Below are 18,470 nucleotides of genomic sequence, written 5' to 3' on the forward strand. Positions count from 1 at the left end.
TATGAGTGAAGTTAAAACTAAAACACCTGAGATTGGATTCTTCCAAAAGTACTTAACAGTTTGGGTAGCAATTTGTATGATAGTAGGAGTAGTTATTGGCAAGTTTATTCCATGGATACCGGAATTCTTAAATAAGTTTGAGTATGCCAAGGTTTCCATACCCACCGCTATACTTATTTGGGTAATGATTTATCCAATGATGATGAAGGTAAATTTCCAAAGTATTAAGAATGTTGGGAAGGAACCAAAAGGCTTGTATGTAACATGGGTGACAAATTGGATTATAAAACCATTTACCATGTATGCAATAGCATCATTTTTCTTTTTTGTCGTATTCAAAACATTTATTACACCTGAGCTAGCTACAGAATATCTTGCAGGAACTATTTTGCTCGGAGCTGCGCCATGTACCGCTATGGTATTTGTGTGGAGCACTCTAACCAAAGGTAATCCTGCCTACACGGTTGTGCAAGTAGCTACGAATGATTTAATAATACTGGTTGCCTTTATACCTATTGTCAAATTACTTTTAGGTGTGAGCAATATTGCTGTTCCTTGGGACACACTTATTCTATCAGTGATTTTATTTGTTGTTATTCCTTTGGTTGGAGGGATTTTAACTAGAATTATGGTAACAAAAAAAAGAGGAGTAGAGTATTTTGAAAATACATTTTTAAGTAAATTTGATAATGCAACTATAATTGGATTACTACTAATGCTGGTATTGTTATTCTCATTTCAAGGTGAAACCATTTTAAACAATCCATTGCATATTTTACTGATTGCGGTGCCATTAACTATTCAAACATTTTTAATTTTCTTTATTGCTTATTTAGCAGCTAGAAAACTTAAATTACGTCATGATATAGCTGCACCTGCTGGGATGATTGGAGCATCAAATTTTTTTGAACTTTCAGTTGCCGTTGCAATTTCACTATTCGGTATGGACTCACCTGCAGCCCTAGCTACGGTGGTAGGAGTATTAACCGAAGTCCCAGTTATGCTAATACTTGTGAAAATAGCAAACAAAACAACGAATTGGTTTCCTAAAGAGCAACGTTAACTATTAGATTACAATTTGTTAAGGTTAAGTAAATTCATAAATGACTTGATATTTAGATATTATAAGCAGTGAACCAAAAGTAAGAGTCCAAATCTTGTATTTGGGTTCTCGAACTTTCACATAGTGCAATCTTGTATTTTGTGTGAATCGCTTACGCTACGAATGCATGTGAGTAGTGTGTTTTATTAAAAAAACAAGGAGGATGAAAAGATGAGATTAATAGTTATAGGAGCAGTGGCAGCGGGAACATCAGCAGCTGCGAAGGCAAGAAGAAATGATGATAATGCAGAAATTGTAATTTACGAAAAAGATAGGGATATATCTTACTCAGGTTGTGGATTACCTTATTATATAGGTAAAGAAATAGAAGATATTGGTGAACTAACTCCTAGAGATCCGGCATTTTTTAAGAAAAAATATAATATTGATGTACTTACAGGATATGAAGTATTAAATATAAATTCAGAATTGAAAGAAGTAGAAGTTAAAAATCTTAATACAAATGAAGTATTTAAAGATAAGTATGATAAATTAATTGTGGCAACTGGAGCTGCACCATTCATTCCACAAATTGAAGGTGTAAATAACAATAATGTATTCTTCTTAAGAAATGTTCAAAGTGCAAAAAATATTAGAAATTTCATAGATAATAAAAGACCTAAACATGCAGTAATTGCAGGTACAGGATTTATTGGATTTGAAATGCTAGAAAATCTAATGAATGATGAAGTAAATGTAACTATAGTTGAAATGCAAAACAAAATAACTCCAAATCTTGATGAAGATATGGCCAAGTTTTTAGAAAATGCACTCATAAAAAAGAAAATAAACATACTTAAAAATTCAACTATTACAAAAATAGATGATGGAAGTGTAACCTTAAATGATAATACTGTACTTAAAAGCGATATGGTAATAATGGCAACAGGAGTTAGGCCAAATACTGAAATAGCTAGAGAAGCAGGAATAGAAATTGGTGTAACTAAAGCAATTAAAGTTAATAATAAAATGCAAACTAATATATCTGATATTTATGCTTGTGGTGATTGTATTGAAACCTTTTCTACTATAACAGGAAAGCCAGTATATAGACCACTTGGTTCTACTGCAAACAAAACTGGTAGAATTGCTGGAGATAATATAACAGGTGGAAATATTGAGTATAGAGGAAATTTAAGCACAGGAATATTTAAGTTGTTTGATATGACTATTGCAAGTACTGGATTATCTGAAAAAGAAGCAATAGAAGAAGGCTATGACATTCAAGTATGTCACAATATAAAACCAGATAAGCCATCATATTTTCATGGTAAAGAGATGGTTATAAAAGCTATTGCAGATAAAAAGACAGAAAAGATATTAGGTGTTCAAATTGTTGGATATGAAGGAGTAGATAAAAGAATAGATGTATTTGCTACTTTAATAACTTATGGAGCTAAGGTAGATGAGTTATTTCATTTAGATCTTGCATATGCACCACCGTTTTCAACTACAAAAGATCCAGTTCATTATACAGGTATGATATTAGATAATGCATTAAATAATAATAGACCTATTATAACTTCAAATGAACTTAAGAATCTTGTGAAAAGCGGTGAGAAAGTTCAAATAGTAGATGCAAGAGTAAGTAAACAATATGATGAAGCTCATGTAGAGAATGCAGTAAATTTACCTCATAAAAACCTAAGAGATGCTATGGAAACTTTAGATAAGGATTCAGTAGTAGTAACTTATTGCAATAAGGGTGTTACAGGTAATGCTGCACAAAATATATTTATAAATCATGGCTATAAAAAAGTGTATAACCTTTCAGGGGGACACAAGTTCTATAAAGGAAGTAATAAATAATATTTAATTAATGAATAATTTAATAGTAATCCAGAAGATGCAATTATAAATAATATTAATTATACATTCTAAATTAAGTACAATGATAAATCTGGTTACTATTATTTTATTATAAATAAAAAATGAAAAGAGGGGAATTATGATGAGTAATAAATCATCAAGACTGTCATTTTTAGACAGGTATTTAACGCTGTGGATATTTGCAGCAATGGCACTGGGAAATATTATTAGGTTGGGGTGTACCATCATTATCAGAGGCACTCGCAAGTTTATCTGTTGGAACAACATCAATTCCAATAGCTATAGGATTAATAGTTATGATGTACCCACCACTTGCAAAAGTAAATTATAAGGAACTTGGAAAAGTATTTAAAAATCCAAAGGTTTTAGGTTTATCATTAGTTCAAAATTGGTTTATTGGACCAATTCTGATGTTTATACTTGCTTTTGTATTCTTAAAATCTGATTCAGAATTAATGACTGGACTTATCCTTATAGGACTAGCTAGATGTATAGCTATGGTAATTCTTTGGAATAGTTTAGCAGATGGAGATAATGAATATGCAGCAGCACTCGTAGCATTTAATTCTATATTCCAAGTAGTTTTTTATTCTGTATTTGCTTATATTTTTATTACAGTATTACCACCTGTATTTGGACTTACAGGGTTTGAAGTTCATATTTCAATGGGAGAAGTAGCAACGTCAGTTGCAATTTATCTTGGAATTCCTTTTTTACTTGGAATGCTTACTAGGCTAATATTAGAACCTAAAATGGGAACTGAATGGTACATAAAAAAGTTTATTCCTAAAATAAGCCCATTAGCTTTAATAGCTTTATTATTTACAATCATAGTAATGTTTATGTTTAAGGGAAAATATATTGTAGATCTACCTTTAGATGTTATTAAAGTAGGAATACCTCTTATAATTTATTTTATGGCAATGTTTTCTATATCATTCTATATCAGCTACAAATCAGGTATAGACTATCACAAAACTACCACATTATCATTTACAGCTGCTAGTAATAACTTTGAACTAGCAATAGCTGTTGCAGTAGCAGTGTTTGGAATTGAATCAAGGGTTGCTTTTGCAGCAGTAATAGGACCATTAATTGAAGTACCAGTAATGATTGCATTAGTAAATGTAGCGTTGTATTGGGGAAGAAAGTATTTTAACTATAATAAGAATACAGAAATTCAATAATTAAAGTAATCATGGTACTATAATTATTAATGTTAAATATTTATAATTATGCTGTGTAAATAGACTAATGATATGAGGTGGAGCTATGAATGATTTTATTTTGATTTTATTTTTCTCTTCAGTGTTGGGAATTGGGTTACAAGCAATTCTATTAGCAATTATTGTGAGAAAGAAAAAACTTATAATATATCAAAAAAAGATGTTGGTAGTATTTAAAATATTGATAGTTACACTTAGTATCAGTACTATTTTATATCAAGTAACACAGAAATCATAATACAAAGCTACTATAATAATGTGGACTAAAAGTCAAAATCAGAAGTACAAAAAGAAAATAATCATAATTAAGTAGAAGATTTGTTCAAAATATATATCAGATTTTTAAATATATTTAGGCATATTGCAATTAATAATTTGAAAGGAGAGTGTGAATATGAAATATTATCTTATTACTTATAGTGCAGAAATTACGCTTAGTGGAAATAGAGTTTTTTGGAGCAAGGCTATAAATGTTGACCCTGTAGATTATTTTATAAAAGTAAAAGAAGAAGAGGAAATAAAGCAACCACTTAATCATTATAAAGATTTTGTGATTAACTTCTTTAGTGAAATAACAGAGGAACAATATTCAAAATTAAATATTTAACTTGATTTTAAAATCTAAAAGATAAAGCTATAATAGTTCAAAATTACACTATTATAGCTTTAAATTTAATAAATATCATGACAAATCTATGAAAGAAGGTATTAAATAGAAAAAGAAATTATACAAGCTGATATAAGTTGAGTAGGGAGTATTGGGGATATGAATAGGGTTATAAAAATAAAAATAATAGTAAATAATGATATTTATGAAGCAAGAAAAAATCAATATAAGTTTATTAGTGATAGCCAATATGCTCAATATCAAGGACTTAATAGATGCATGGGATATTTGGTTATGGGATACTATGCTAATAATATGGATTTCAAAAGTGAAGGATTTAAAGAACATCAAAAAACAATTATTAATAGTGCTAGTTTTTTTCAAGGAATTAATTTTGGTACAGGCATAGATACAAAGTCTTTAATAACCCAAAAGATTAAGAAGGATTTTGCCATTGCCATTAAAAATGGTTTGGCTAATGGAGAACGAAGTGTAAATAATTATAAAAGAACATCTCCACTCATGACAAGAGGGAGGAACTTAAAATTTAAGTATGATGAAAATAATAAAGATATATTAGTTGATTGGATAAATAAGATTCAATTTAAATGTATATTGGGAGAAAAGAAAAATTCATTAGAACTTAAACAAATTCTAAGTAAAGTAATAAATGAAGAATATAGTATTTCACAAAGTTCATTATATTTTAATGATAAAAATGAATTAATATTAATGCTTACACTCAAAATTCCAATTGAAAAGGAAAAATATATACCTGTAAAAGAGAGAGCACTAGAAGTTAATTTTGGAATGGAAGTTCCTATTTGTATGTATATAAGTGATAAACCTTATATAAAAGAGATACTGGGTGATTTTTCAGAATTTAATAGAATGAGATTACAATTTAAAGCTAGAAGTCAAAGACTCTATAGGCAATTAAAATTTTCAAAAGGTGGAAGAGGTAAAAAGGATAAATTTAAATCCATTGAACAGTTTAGAGAGAAACAAAGAAATTTTACAAAAACATATAATCATTTTTTATCTAAAAATATAATTGAATTTGCATTTGAAAACAGATGTGAATATATATATTTGGAGAAATTAAATAAGGATATAATTAATAAATTAGCTTTATCTAATTGGAATTATTATAATTTGCAAGAACAGATTATATACAAAGCTGAAAGACATGGCATAATAGTTGTAGTTTAGTTCTTTCAACGAATAAAATAAATGTGTACATACGAACGAAGAAAATAAATATACTAAGGCTAAATTTATTTGTAAACAATAATAATAATAATATTATTAAGATACAAATTAATTAAATATTTATACGGCTGATTCAATCTATCAGGAGATAGATATACTTTAGGTATATAAGCCGAATGATGAGGGTATTTAGAAAAATATATTAGGTGATATGATACCAAGAATATAAAATAGCCACTCATTAAGGGTTAGTCTAGATGTTGTGTTACCATCTAGCGTATTATAGAGTTTTATATTTATTAACGGATATAATATGTGAATGCATTGACCAATTGCATATATAAAATAGATGAATATTTTGGATTTACCCAAAATGAAGTAAACAAAATACTTCGAGATTATAATATAAATGAAAAAGAAACTTTATTAAAGGTGTACTACTTCTAATGGATGGATAGTACTAATGCTACTCGTTCGGGTTATACAATGTCGAAAAAGACCGTGGGTGAATCTTTAGATAATCTATTTAGGAAATCAGAGGGAAATGGAAGAATTATAGTAGCTACATTAGATTGTATTATAACAGTAGTCATAGCTATAGATAGAGTAAATAAAATTATAATATCTGGACCAGATATAGTTACCAGAGAATTTGTATATGTTAGAGAATCTGAGCAATTAATTATGGAGATTAGAAGAATAGTTACTAAGAGTGTCGAGAGGCGTCTTGATAATAATAAACTCAATGGTTAGAAATAAGAAATACTATAAAAAGAGAAGTAGATACTTTTGTATATACAAAAATGAAAAGAAAACCTATGATTTTACCAGTGATTACTGAAATGTAAAATAACCTATTCTTCCGTATAGTGAATTGAAAGAATAGGTTATATTTTAATGTTCCAAATATCTATATAGTGTAGATTTGCTAATTTCGGTTTTATCTTTTATTTCAGATAAACTATACTTCTTACTTTGATAAATAACAATAGAAAGGAAAAGAAGAATTATCAATACGAAAGAAATTGCTACCTATTGAAGAGAAATTGAAAGTAAATAATTTATCTTATAAAATAAAGATATTGCATGAGAACTTGGACCAACAATTGTAGATTACTCAAATAAAGAGAAGTTTGAGTTAGTTATTGTAGGTAGTCGTGGTATTAATTCATTGAAAGAAATGGTACTTGGTAGAGTTTTAGTCATAAAATAGCGAAAAGAGTTCAATGTCCTGTGTTAATTGTGAAATAAAAACAGATATTTTTAAAGCAGAGTATAGAATGGTTAAGTATAAAAATAGTAGATTAGCCTTTATAATTTTGTCAAACAAAGAAATATCAATGAATTATTAAAAGAATAAGCAAAACGAAATTAAAAAATTATGGAAAGAAAGATTAATAGAGAGTTTCGGAAATAACTAATTGATATGTTATAAATGTGGAACGGAAAATTGGAAGAACTAGAGCAAAAGAAGGTTTGTTAATCTACAGGATCAATGGGATAATATGCAAGTAAAAACTACGCTCAATTACTTACTAAAAGGCTATGTTAATGAACAGTGTTGATAATATAGCATATAATAATGGAACTCATTTTCAAGAGTTCCATTATTATAGTGTGCCCAGCATGGGCACGTGCTAATCGGTGAAAGTCCGTAATGGGGGCTGATAGTGCCAACCATTAGCTTAAGACAAGGGTGTCCATCGCAAGGTGGAATCTGAAGGAAGTCGGCGGCAAAGCCTTGGTCTGAGGAATACGAACCACATCTGAGGCTCAATTCCGTGGGTGAACTTGCTATACAAAGTAAAGCCCAATAACTATCCGAAACGGAAAGAGTAAATGTGGCAGATAGATGAGGTGAAAGTACGTGTTCTTACCTGGGGAGGTCTGATAGATAAGTGCCTAAAGAAATTAAGTTTCTAGGTACAACCTATATAGTGATATATAGCTGAACTATCAGAAGTCAGCAGAAGTCATAGTAACTCCGCTAATCGCGATAGCGGATGAAGGACTGAACGTTAGGAGGTTTACAACTTTGGATAAATCAAAGAAATTGCAAAGAAAGCAGAAAACTCAATATAGAGACCAATTGATGGAAGTAGAAGTGGAACTTCAAGGTAAATCAAAGGTGCCGAGCAATCCTATGGTTTTACCAAATAGAGAAAGCGTAAACGATGGAGCATTTGATACTAGTAGATTACTTGAAGAAGTTCTAGAAAGAAATAATATGCTTTCAGCACTTAAAAGAGTAATTAGCAATAAAGGTAGCCATGGTGTCGATGGAATGAAGACCGATGAACTTCGTGAGCATATCAAGAAACACTGGGAAACAATTAAAGCTAAACTACTAGAAAATAGATATAACCCATCACCTGTAAGGAGAAAAGAAATATCCAAGCCAGATGGTGGAATTAGATTATTAGGGATACCAACTGTACAAGATAGATTGATTCAACAGGCTATTGCTCAAGTTTTATCTAAAATATATGAACCTTTATTTTCTGAAAATAGTTTCGGATTCCGTCCTCGTAGAGGAGCAAAGGATGCTATAACAAAATCAAAACAATATATAAATCAAGGAAATAGATGGGTTGTAGATATGGATTTAGAGAAATTCTTTGATAAAGTTAATCATGATATTCTTATGAGTAAACTTGAAAAGAAGATACAAGACAAAAGATTGTTAGCATTAATAAGAAAATACCTCAAAAGCGGAATTCTCATTAATGGGGTTTCAGTAACAAGTGAAGAAGGAACACCGCAAGGTGGTCCGTTAAGTCCATTATTAGCTAATATAATGTTAGATGAATTAGATAAAGAACTTGAAAGACGAGGTCACAAATTTTGCAGATATGCAGATGATAATAATGTATATGTCAAAAGTAAAAGAGCAGGACTTAGAGTAATGAAATCTATGACAAATATAATTGAAAATAATTTAAAGCTTAAAGTAAATAAGGATAAAAGTGCAGTAGACTTTGTATCTAAACGAAAATTTTTAGGATTTTCGTTTTACTTTTCGAGAAGCGGAGCAGAAATAAGAATCCATGAGAAATCCCTAAAGAGATTTAAGGAGAAGGTCAAATTCTATACTAATAGAAATAAAGGAATTAGCATGGAATACAGACTATTAAAATTAAATCAAATCACAAGAGGGTGGATTAATTATTATGGAATTGCTAACGCTCGCGGAAAGCTAGTAGAACTAGACAAATGGATTAGAAGAAGACTAAGAGCTTGCATATGGAAACAATGGAAGAAGATTAGCACTAAACAAAGAAATTTAGCTAAACTAGGAATCAATAAATACAAAGCATGGGAATATGCAAATACAAGAAAAGGCTATTGGAGAATCTCCAAAAGCCCTATACTAAACAACTCTCTAAATAATAAATACCTAGAATCTCTAGGATTTATTAGTCTAACACAAACATATCAAATGATACATTAATTTCTGATGAACCGCCGTATACCGAACGGTACGTACGGTGGTGTGAGAGGACGCTAAATAAAATAATTATTTAGCTCCTACTCGATTAATTACTAAAATAGAGATTAATACAAAACAAATTAAAATTCAGATTAATAAAAATGAGAAATTAATCAATATAAATGATAAAATATAAATATACGAAAATTAGAAAATTTATTAATAATTTAGGAGTGACTGTATGGAAAAATTAACATTACAAAAGTTAGAGAAAACTTTATGGGATGCAGCAGATATTTTAAGAGGAGAGTTAAATGCTGCTCAATATATGGATTATATATTTGGATTGTTATTCTTAAAAAGAATGAATGATCAATTTGAAATAGAAAAAGAAGAAAAGAAAGAACAATTTAAACAAATGGGTTTACCAGAAGAAGAAATAGATACATTAACAGAAGATCCAAATATTTATGAAAATTTCTATGTTCCAGAAAGAGCAAGATGGAGTAAATTAAAAGATTTAACTTTGAATATAGGACCTGAATTAGATAAAGCATTTAAAGCAATAGAAGATGAACCTAAGAATAGTGAACTTATGGGGGTTCTTACTACAGCCAATTATAATGATAAAGAAAGAGTACCAGATAAGAAATTATCGCAACTATTGATTCTATTTAGTGGTATAAATCTAGCAAATGGTAATTTAGAAACCAAAGATGTTTTAGGAAATGCCTATGAATATTTAATAAAACAATTTGCTGATCAAGGTGGTACTAAAGGAGGAGAGTTTTATTCGCCAGAAGGTGTAGTTAAGACATTAGTTGGGATAGTAAAGCCTAAAGAAGGTGAGAAAATATACGATCCTACTTGTGGTTCTGGTGGTATGCTTATTAATTCTACATATTATATAGAAAAACATGGAGGAAATCCTAAGAATGTAATACTTAATGGGCAGGAAATAAACTTATCTACATGGGCAATATGTAAAATGAATATGTTATTCCATGATGCTAAGGGAGCAGTTATAAAAAAAGGCGATACTATAAGAGATCCAAAACATACTAAAGGTGGAGTATTGGAAACCTTTGATGTAGTACTTGCAAATCCTCCTTTTTCATTAAAGAATTGGGGAATGGATGAAGCCAAAGCAGATTCATTTGGAAGATTTGTATATGGAATCCCACCAACATCATATGGTGATTTAGCGTTTGTTGAGCATATGATATCTTCTTTAAATTCGAAGGGAAGAATGGGAACGGTATTACCTCATGGAGTATTATTTAGAGGAAGTTCAGAAGGAAAGATTAGAACAGGAATTCTTAATGATGATTTAATTGAAGCGGTAATAGGATTACCACAAAATATATTCTATGGAACAGGCATACCAGCAGCATTGCTTATTATAAATAAAGATAAAACAGAAGAAAGAAAAAATAAAGTGTTATTTATAGATGCATCACAAGGATTTATTAAGGATGGTAATAAGAATAAGTTAAGAGAAGAAGATGTGGAAAAGATAATCACTACATTTGATAATTTTGAAAATGTAGAAAAATATGCAGAAGTAGTTGAGTTGGATACTATTAAGGAAAATGACTATAACTTAAATATATCTAGATACGTTGATACTACAGAGGAAGAGGAAACTGTTGATATAGATTTAGTGTTGCAGGATATTAGAGAATTAAAAATGAAAATTGCTAATAATGAAGAAAAGTTGAATGTGTATTTAGAAGAATTAGGATTTGACATAATATAAGGTGGTGAAGAAGGTGAAAGAAGGATATAAGAAGACTGAATTAGGGTGGATACCTAGGGAATGGAGAGTTATAGGAACAGAAGAAATACTAATTGATGAAAAAAACTCTATTAAAATTGGACCATTTGGTAGTCAACTCAAAAAGGAGTATTTAACTAATAGTGGATATAAGGTATACGGACAAGAAAATGTTTTTAGAAATGACTTTAATTTAGGCGATAGGTATATTGATCAAGAGAGATATGATTTATTAAAAAGTAGTTCTTTAAAACCCGGAGATTTAGTAATTAGCATGATGGGAACGGTTGGAAAAACAGCAATTATTCCTAATGATATAAAGAAAGGGATTATGGATTCACATCTTATAAGGTTAAGAGTTGATGAAAAAGTTTATAATAAGAAATTACTCCAGCAAATAATTCAAAATTCAACTTTAGTAAAAAATCAAATAAAAAAACTGTCAGTTGGAGGAATAATGGAAGGATTAAGTTCAACAATAATAAAGCAACTTAAGTTCCCGTTACCATTATTAAAAGAACAACAAAAAATAGAAAATATTCTTTCAAGTGTTGATAGTCAAATAGAAGATGCAGATAAAATTATTGAGAAAACTAAGGAATTAAAAAAAGGATTAATGCAAAGGCTTTTAACTAAAGGAATTGGACATAAGGAATTTAAGAAGAGTGAAGTTGGAGAGATTCCGAAGTCTTGGGATGTTAAGGAACTTATAGACATATCATTAGGAAAAGGTGAATATGGAATTGGAGCAGCAGCAACTGAATATGAAAATGGAAGGCCACGATATCTAAGAATAACTGATATAGGAGATTCATGTGATTTATTAATGGAAGATATTAAAGGAGTAAATGATGAAAAATTTAGTGACTATTTATTAAAAGAAAATGACATTGTATTTGCAAGGACTGGAAATACAACTGGAAAAAGTTATGTATACAATAAAAATGATGGAGTATTAGTGTATGCAGGATTTTTAATTAAGTTTAGTATTGATCCTCTGAAATGCAATGTAAAGTTTTTGAAATATATAGTACAAAGCAAAAGATATTGGGATTGGGTTAAAGTAATGTCAACTAGGAGTGGTCAACCAGGAATTAATAGCGCAGAGTATTCTAAATTTAAGATACAACTTCCAAGTGTCAGTGAGCAGAATAAGATAGAGGAAATATTATCATCAATAGACTCTCAAATAGAAGAATATGAAAATAAAAGAGTCAAATTAGAAGAAGTAAAAAAAGGATTAATGCAGCAACTTTTAACTGGAAAACTTAGAGTAATTTAAATAAAAATGGGGTGATTTTAATGAGTACACCAAATGTATTTGTTAGTTATAGTTGGGATAATGCAAGTCATATGGAATGGGTTGCATATTTGGTAAATGAACTAAGAAAAAAAGGAATTAACGCAGATTTCGATAGAAATATAACTCAGCAAGGAACAGTAAATTTAAATAGGATGATGGTTGGAAATTTTAGGGTAAGTGATTATATAATTGTAGTTCTTACAGAAAATTATGCTCAAAGAGCAAATGAGCATAAGGGAGGTGTAGGGCTTGAAACTACATTTTTAGAAAATGAGTTATTAAATAATACAAAGAAGATAATTCCAATAAAACGAAGTAAAGGCAATGACTCAGAAGTAATACCATATTGTCTTAATGGGCTGGTATATATTGATTTTTCTGATGATAGTAAGTTTGAAGGTAGTCTAAATGAGTTGTTGTATAAAATTTATGGGGTAAATCAATTTCAATTAGAGCCTTTAGGAGAAAAACCAGATTTAACACCAAGGAAGGTTCAATATAAAAATGAAGATAATGATATTACTGTTCCAGATATTAATCTAATTCCTAATTTGAAACAGATAACGGATTTAGATAAGAAAAAATACATGAAAATTTCTTATGAAAAAATTAAAGAAGAGTTATTAAATTTGTCTAAATCTACGAAAAAACATAACAATAACTTTGGGTTTGAATTAGAGCAAAATGGAGATTTTGATTATAGAATAACATTCTATTTAAATGGATTGGAAAGAACACGTATAAGATTTTGGTTAGGAAATATGATGGGATTTGGAGAACACTCTATTTTTATATCATATGACAAATATAATTTTAGTAACAATTCATTTAATGAAATGATTACTTGCGAAGTAAAGAATAATGAATTAAAACTTAAAATGACAATGAATGTTTTGGGTTTTAATGGCGATACTGTTGAGGAGATTGCAAAACAATTATGGAAGAATATTTGTGGATATTTGACTGTATAGTTATGGAAAGGTAGTTTATGGAGAGTAAGATATTAAGCATATTAAAACAACACAATACAGTTCCAATATTATTTGTAGGGGCAGGATTATCTAGAAGATATCTTGAACTAGAAAATTGGGAAGGGCTTTTAAAGGTACTGGCAAGAAAAAACGTAGATAGTGATTATGCGTTTAATATGTATATTCAGAAAGCGAAAAATGAAGGTTTTGATATTGGTCTGTATCAAAAAGTAGCAGAACTTATAGGAAAAGATTTATCTGAAAAATGGTATGTTGACGATAAGTTTCAGAATATTAGAGAAAAATATAATGACGATATTATGAAAGGAACTGCACCATTAAAGATAGAAATTGCCGATTATATTAAGGATAATTCTAAAGATATATTAGACGATAAAAGAGATGAAGCAGAATTATTGATGCAAGTATCTAAAAAGAGTGTAGCAGGAGTAATAACAACTAATTATGATTTGTTGTTAGAAAGCCTAATGGATAAATACAAAGTTTATGTAGGGCAAGAAGAACTTATATTTTCACAATTACAAGGAATCGGAGAAATTTATAAAATTCATGGATGTTGCACTAAACCTGAATCAATTATTATAGATGAAGAAGATTATAAAAATTTCAATGACAAAGAGCAGTATTTAGCAGCGAAAATTTTAACAATGTTTTTAGAACACCCAATAATATTTATAGGTTATTCAATAGGTGATGAAAATATAAGGAATATACTAAAAGATATTGTAAGATGCTTATCAGAGGAAAATTTATTGAAATTGAAAAATAGGCTAATATTTATAGAATGGGATAGAGAAGGAAATGATGAAGGTATATCAACACACTCTATAACATTTGAAGATAAGAAAAGCATTGAGATGACTAAAATTAGGATAAAAGACTATAAAGTATTATATAATGCTATGTTAAAAAATAAAGCAAAATATTCAGCACCAATACTAAGAAATTTAAAACAAGATATATATGATTTAGTTCTAACTAATGAACCAGGAACTAAGATGAAGGTTGTTGGATTAGAGGATGATGATAATCTTGAAAAGATAGAATGTGTTTTAGGTGTAGGTGTATTATCTGAGTTTGGAAATAAGGGGTATATGGGGCTGGAAGCAGAAGAAATATTTCTTGATGTTATATTTGATGATAGGAAATTTGATGCTAACTTAGTAGTGGCTCAAAGTTTACCAGCATTATTATCACATAACAGTAATAGTATTCCTATATATAAATATGTTTCAACTTGTAAATGTCAAATACCAGAGAAAGTGAAAAAAGAGATTAAGGATAATTTTGAACAATTGCTTAGTAGAACTATTATAAGTAAAAAAATCAAAATGCCAGAATTAGTTAATATGACTATAGATGATGTTATTAAAGGGTATGGTGAAGAAAAGGCGCTAGAGTATATTGCAATGCTACCCAAAGATAACATAAAGATAGATGAACTTAATATTTTTCTTAAAAACTTTTATAATAGTCACATTGATATTTTCAAAAATGGAAATTCCACAATTAAAACTAACTATAGAAGGTTAATAAAAATATTTGACTGGCTAAAATATTATAAATAAAAAAGAATCCTAGTCCAAGTGAGGAGCAAATCACTCACCAAGTTTCTAAGATTCTTGTACCTATGCTGAATGCCTAGTTTGAATAGCAAGGAGCGAATCACTCGCCTCTCTTAAGCATTATAACCATAATATATGTTTCTTTAATCAAATTATACACTAGTTTAAGAAAAAGAACAATTGTAAATAAATAAAAAAATGTAAAATAATTGAATATTTCTGATAATCAGTTGTTGTATAAAATGCAACAACTGATAAATCAATTAAGGAGGATAGAATTAGTGGATAATTATTTAGGTAATGAATTAACTCTAGTAGAAGAACCAGCAGTAGAATATCTTAAATCACTAGGTTATGAATATATAGATGGAGATAAATTAACTCCAGAATTAGGAGAACGTGATACATTAAGTGATGTTATTTTAAATAGAAGAATGATGAAATCATTAAAGAAACTTAATTCTTGGATTTCTGATGAAAATGCTAATAAGATTATTAGAAAGTTTGAAAGAGCAGAATCTCTAGGAAGTGGGCTTTTAGAGATAAATGAAAAGATATATGAATACATAGTTAATCTTAAATTGACAGTGGACCAAGTTATTGATGGAAGAAAAGAAACGCCTACAGTTCATTTGATTGATTTTAAAGATATTAATAATAATGACTTTTTAGTATGTAGGCAATTTGTTGTTAAAGGATCACAAGAGACAATTAGACCTGATATAGTTATTTTTATTAATGGAATGCCTATAGTAGTTTTAGAATGTAAGTCTCCATTTAAAGATGGAGATTCTAATGAAAATGTAGGTAAGCATGATGCTTATGCACAACTTAGAAGATATATGAATGGGCGTGATGCTAATTTTATAGAAGGCTCAGAAAGATTATTTTATACAAATTTTATTACTGGAATTTTAAATAAATATACTGCATTTGTTGGGACTATTTCTAGTGGGTACAAGCATTACATTGAGTGGAAGGATGCTTATCCAGTAAATAATGTTGATGTATTTGAATATAAGGAAACTCCTCAAAATATTCTATTACAAGGTATCTTTAAAAGAGAAAATTTACTTGACATAATGCAGAATTTTATTGTTTATGATATGGACAAGGAGAATTCTAGAAAAGTTAAAAAGGTATGTAGATACCAACAGTTTAGAGCAGTTCAAAAGTGTATAAAAAGACTTGAAGAAGGAAAAACTCCTTTAGAAAAAGGTGGAGTAGTTTGGCATACTCAAGGGAGTGGAAAATCTTTAAGTATGGTTTTCTTATCTAGAAAGATAAGGAGTATAAAGAAGTTAAGCGATGCAACAATTATTATAGTTACAGATAGAACTGATCTTGATGAACAGATATTTGAAACTCTTCAAAATACACTTACTAATACAATACCTGTTCGTGCTGAAAAAATTGAACAGATGAAGGAACTGCTCAGACAGTCAAATGCGCAAGTAATTACAACAACTATTCAGAAGTTCCAAAGTGATAAGGAAGAAAGCAATATAGAAGGACTATTTCTTGAAAAGGAATATGAAATTTTATCCACTAAAAATAATATTATAGTTATGACTGATGAAGCGCATAGAAGTCAATATAAAGGTACTGCTGCTAATATGAGAACTGCATTGCCTAATGCAACTTTTATTGGATTTACAGGTACTCCTATTGATAAACAAGATAAATCTACACCTAGGACTTTTGGTTCTTATATAGATCAATATTCTATAAAAGATGCAGTAAAAGATGGAGCAACAGTTAAGATTGTTTATGAAGGCAGAAAACCGGATTTACATATTTCTGGTGAGAATTTAGAAGAACTATTTGAACAAGCATTTGAAGATAGAACAGAGGAAGAAAAAGAAGCAATTAAGCAAAAGTATGCCAACAAAAAAACAGTAGTAGAATCTGATGAAAGAATTGAAGAAGTTGCCAAGGATATACTTAAACATTATAAGGACTATATTTATCCAAATGGATTTAAGGCACAAATAGTATGTGTATCAAGGGAAGCCTGTGTTAAATATTATGATGCTTTAAATAAGTATATGAAAGATATTATTGGTGAAGAATTAGAATGTAAAATAATATATTCAAAAGGCGAATTAAATGAAGATGCAAGTTTAAAAGAGCACTATACAACTAAGGAAGAGCAAAAGACAATAATAAATGAATACAAGAAAAAAGTGTCTGAAAGTAAAGTATGCTTTATTATAGTTAAAGACATGTTGCTTACTGGTTTTGATGCTCCAATAGAGCAAGTAATGTATTTAGACAGGCCTCTAAAAGAACATACTTTATTACAAGCCATTGCAAGGGTAAATAGAACTTGTGGAGATATAAAGAAGTGTGGTTATGTTGTTGATTACTATGGAGTTTTGGATTTTTTAGATGAAGCCTTAGCAATATTTGATAAAGAAGATTTAGGCAGACCTATGGAATCTATGGCTAGTATTTATGATGAAATGCTTTCTTTAAGAGAAAATGTAATGAGAATGTTTAGCGGTGTAGATAAAGATAATTTGGACGCATTAGTTAAAATACTTGAACCAGAAGATAAAAGAGCAGAATTTGAAGTTGCATATAAGAAATTCGCAGGTGCAGTAGAAACATTAATGCCAACTGTATCTAAAGATATATTAAATGATGTAAAATGGTTATCCTATATTAGAGCAGCAGCAAAGATGAGATATAATCCAGAAAAGAAACTAGATATAGGTGATTGCGGTGAAAAGGTTAAGGAAATAATATCAGAACATCTTTCATCTAATGGAGTTATAAGTTGGATTGAGCCAATAACATTATTTGAAGATGATTTTGAAAATAAAATTAAAAATAATATGAGTGATGAAGCAGTAGCATCTACCATGGAACATGCTATTAAAAATGCTATTCATTTAAAGATGGATGAAAATCCTGTGTATTATACAAGCCTATTTGAAAAACTTCAACAAATTTTAGAAGAGACAAAGAATGATTGGGTGGAAAAAAAGGCGAGATTAAAGGAATTCATGAAGAATGATATTGGCAGTGGTGAAAAAGACATGGCTAATGAATTAGGACTTAATGTTAAAGAATTTGCTGTTTTTGAAACTGTTAGAAAATTACTAGAAGATGGGGAAGAAGCAAGTGACGTGATTAAAGAAGATTCTGTTACTTATATGAATGATAATACAGTTGAATTTACTAAGGAATTTGCTAAAGAATTTAATGATAAGATTACTAAAGAATGGTATATGAAAAGTTGGACAGAAAACCAAACAAAGGTGTCAGAAATAGAAAATAAAATTTATATGTTTTTACTAAGCAAAAATCAAAAGATAAGAGAAGTCTATGGTGCAGATACATTAAGTAAGATACAAGAATTAAGAAAGCAACTGATTAATCTTGCAAAGATACATTATGCAAGCATAGATTAATTTAATC

10 protein-coding genes and 2 pseudogenes are annotated in these 18,470 nt (G+C 29.3%); all 12 read left to right on the plus strand.

All coding sequences use genetic code 11. From position 1 onward, the window contains the following. Position 1: 1 nt before the first annotated feature. Complete coding sequence (gene arsB, locus MTX53_RS02680; RefSeq protein ID WP_244834684.1) at positions 2-1,063, plus strand: ACR3 family arsenite efflux transporter; 1,062 nt, start codon at positions 2-4, stop codon at positions 1,061-1,063. Positions 1,064-1,273: 210 nt separating this feature from the next. Further along, a complete protein-coding gene (locus MTX53_RS02685; protein WP_244834685.1) occupies positions 1,274-2,911 on the plus strand; it encodes an FAD-dependent oxidoreductase in 1,638 nt (545 codons plus the stop codon). A 142-nt stretch (positions 2,912-3,053) separates the two neighbouring features. After that, positions 3,054-4,119, plus strand: a pseudogene (gene arsB, locus MTX53_RS02690) (ACR3 family arsenite efflux transporter). 433 nt (positions 4,120-4,552) lie between these two features. Then, the gene (locus MTX53_RS02695) at positions 4,553-4,765 is read left to right on the plus strand and encodes a hypothetical protein (protein WP_244834686.1); all 213 of its coding nucleotides are present in this window, start codon (positions 4,553-4,555) and stop codon (positions 4,763-4,765) included. A 159-nt stretch (positions 4,766-4,924) separates the two neighbouring features. Continuing rightward, positions 4,925-5,977 carry an IS200/IS605 family accessory protein TnpB-related protein gene (locus MTX53_RS02700; RefSeq protein WP_244834687.1) on the plus strand — a complete coding sequence of 351 codons (1,053 nt, stop codon included), beginning with the start codon at positions 4,925-4,927 and terminating at the stop codon, positions 5,975-5,977. Between the two features lie 570 nt (positions 5,978-6,547). After that, positions 6,548-6,825, plus strand: a pseudogene (locus MTX53_RS02705) (ribonuclease J); the annotation flags it as partial. A gap of 1,187 nt (positions 6,826-8,012) precedes the next feature. Then, on the plus strand, positions 8,013-9,428 hold the full coding sequence (gene ltrA / locus MTX53_RS02710) for a group II intron reverse transcriptase/maturase (RefSeq protein ID WP_244833187.1): 1,416 nt from the start codon (positions 8,013-8,015) through the stop codon (positions 9,426-9,428). 220 nt (positions 9,429-9,648) lie between these two features. Further along, positions 9,649-11,166, plus strand: coding sequence for a type I restriction-modification system subunit M (locus MTX53_RS02715; RefSeq protein WP_244834688.1), 1,518 nt, complete (start codon positions 9,649-9,651; stop codon positions 11,164-11,166). A 13-nt stretch (positions 11,167-11,179) separates the two neighbouring features. Then, a complete protein-coding gene (locus MTX53_RS02720) occupies positions 11,180-12,466 on the plus strand; it encodes a restriction endonuclease subunit S (protein WP_244834689.1) in 1,287 nt (428 codons plus the stop codon). 20 nt (positions 12,467-12,486) lie between these two features. Next, positions 12,487-13,458, plus strand: coding sequence for a toll/interleukin-1 receptor domain-containing protein (locus MTX53_RS02725; protein WP_244834690.1), 972 nt, complete (start codon positions 12,487-12,489; stop codon positions 13,456-13,458). A gap of 17 nt (positions 13,459-13,475) precedes the next feature. Further along, positions 13,476-15,047 carry an SIR2 family protein gene (locus MTX53_RS02730; RefSeq protein ID WP_244834691.1) on the plus strand — a complete coding sequence of 524 codons (1,572 nt, stop codon included), beginning with the start codon at positions 13,476-13,478 and terminating at the stop codon, positions 15,045-15,047. Between the two features lie 278 nt (positions 15,048-15,325). Further along, positions 15,326-18,463: a type I restriction endonuclease subunit R gene (locus MTX53_RS02735; RefSeq protein WP_244834692.1), complete on the plus strand. Its 3,138-nt coding sequence runs from the start codon at positions 15,326-15,328 to the stop codon at positions 18,461-18,463. Positions 18,464-18,470 lie beyond the last annotated feature (7 nt).

Origin of the sequence: Clostridium sp. BJN0001 (genome assembly GCF_022869825.1) — a bacterium.
Lineage (GTDB): Bacteria > Bacillota > Clostridia > Clostridiales > Clostridiaceae > Clostridium.

Coding starts and splice junctions, on each gene's coding strand:
- MTX53_RS02715 (WP_244834688.1), top strand. CDS start 9,649: ATGGAAAAATTAACATTACAAAAGTTAGAGAAAACTTTATGGGATGCA.
- MTX53_RS02685 (WP_244834685.1), top strand. CDS start 1,274: ATGAGATTAATAGTTATAGGAGCAGTGGCAGCGGGAACATCAGCAGCT.
- MTX53_RS02730 (WP_244834691.1), top strand. CDS start 13,476: ATGGAGAGTAAGATATTAAGCATATTAAAACAACACAATACAGTTCCA.
- MTX53_RS02700 (WP_244834687.1), top strand. CDS start 4,925: ATGAATAGGGTTATAAAAATAAAAATAATAGTAAATAATGATATTTAT.
- MTX53_RS02725 (WP_244834690.1), top strand. CDS start 12,487: ATGAGTACACCAAATGTATTTGTTAGTTATAGTTGGGATAATGCAAGT.
- arsB (WP_244834684.1), top strand. CDS start 2: ATGAGTGAAGTTAAAACTAAAACACCTGAGATTGGATTCTTCCAAAAG.
- MTX53_RS02695 (WP_244834686.1), top strand. CDS start 4,553: ATGAAATATTATCTTATTACTTATAGTGCAGAAATTACGCTTAGTGGA.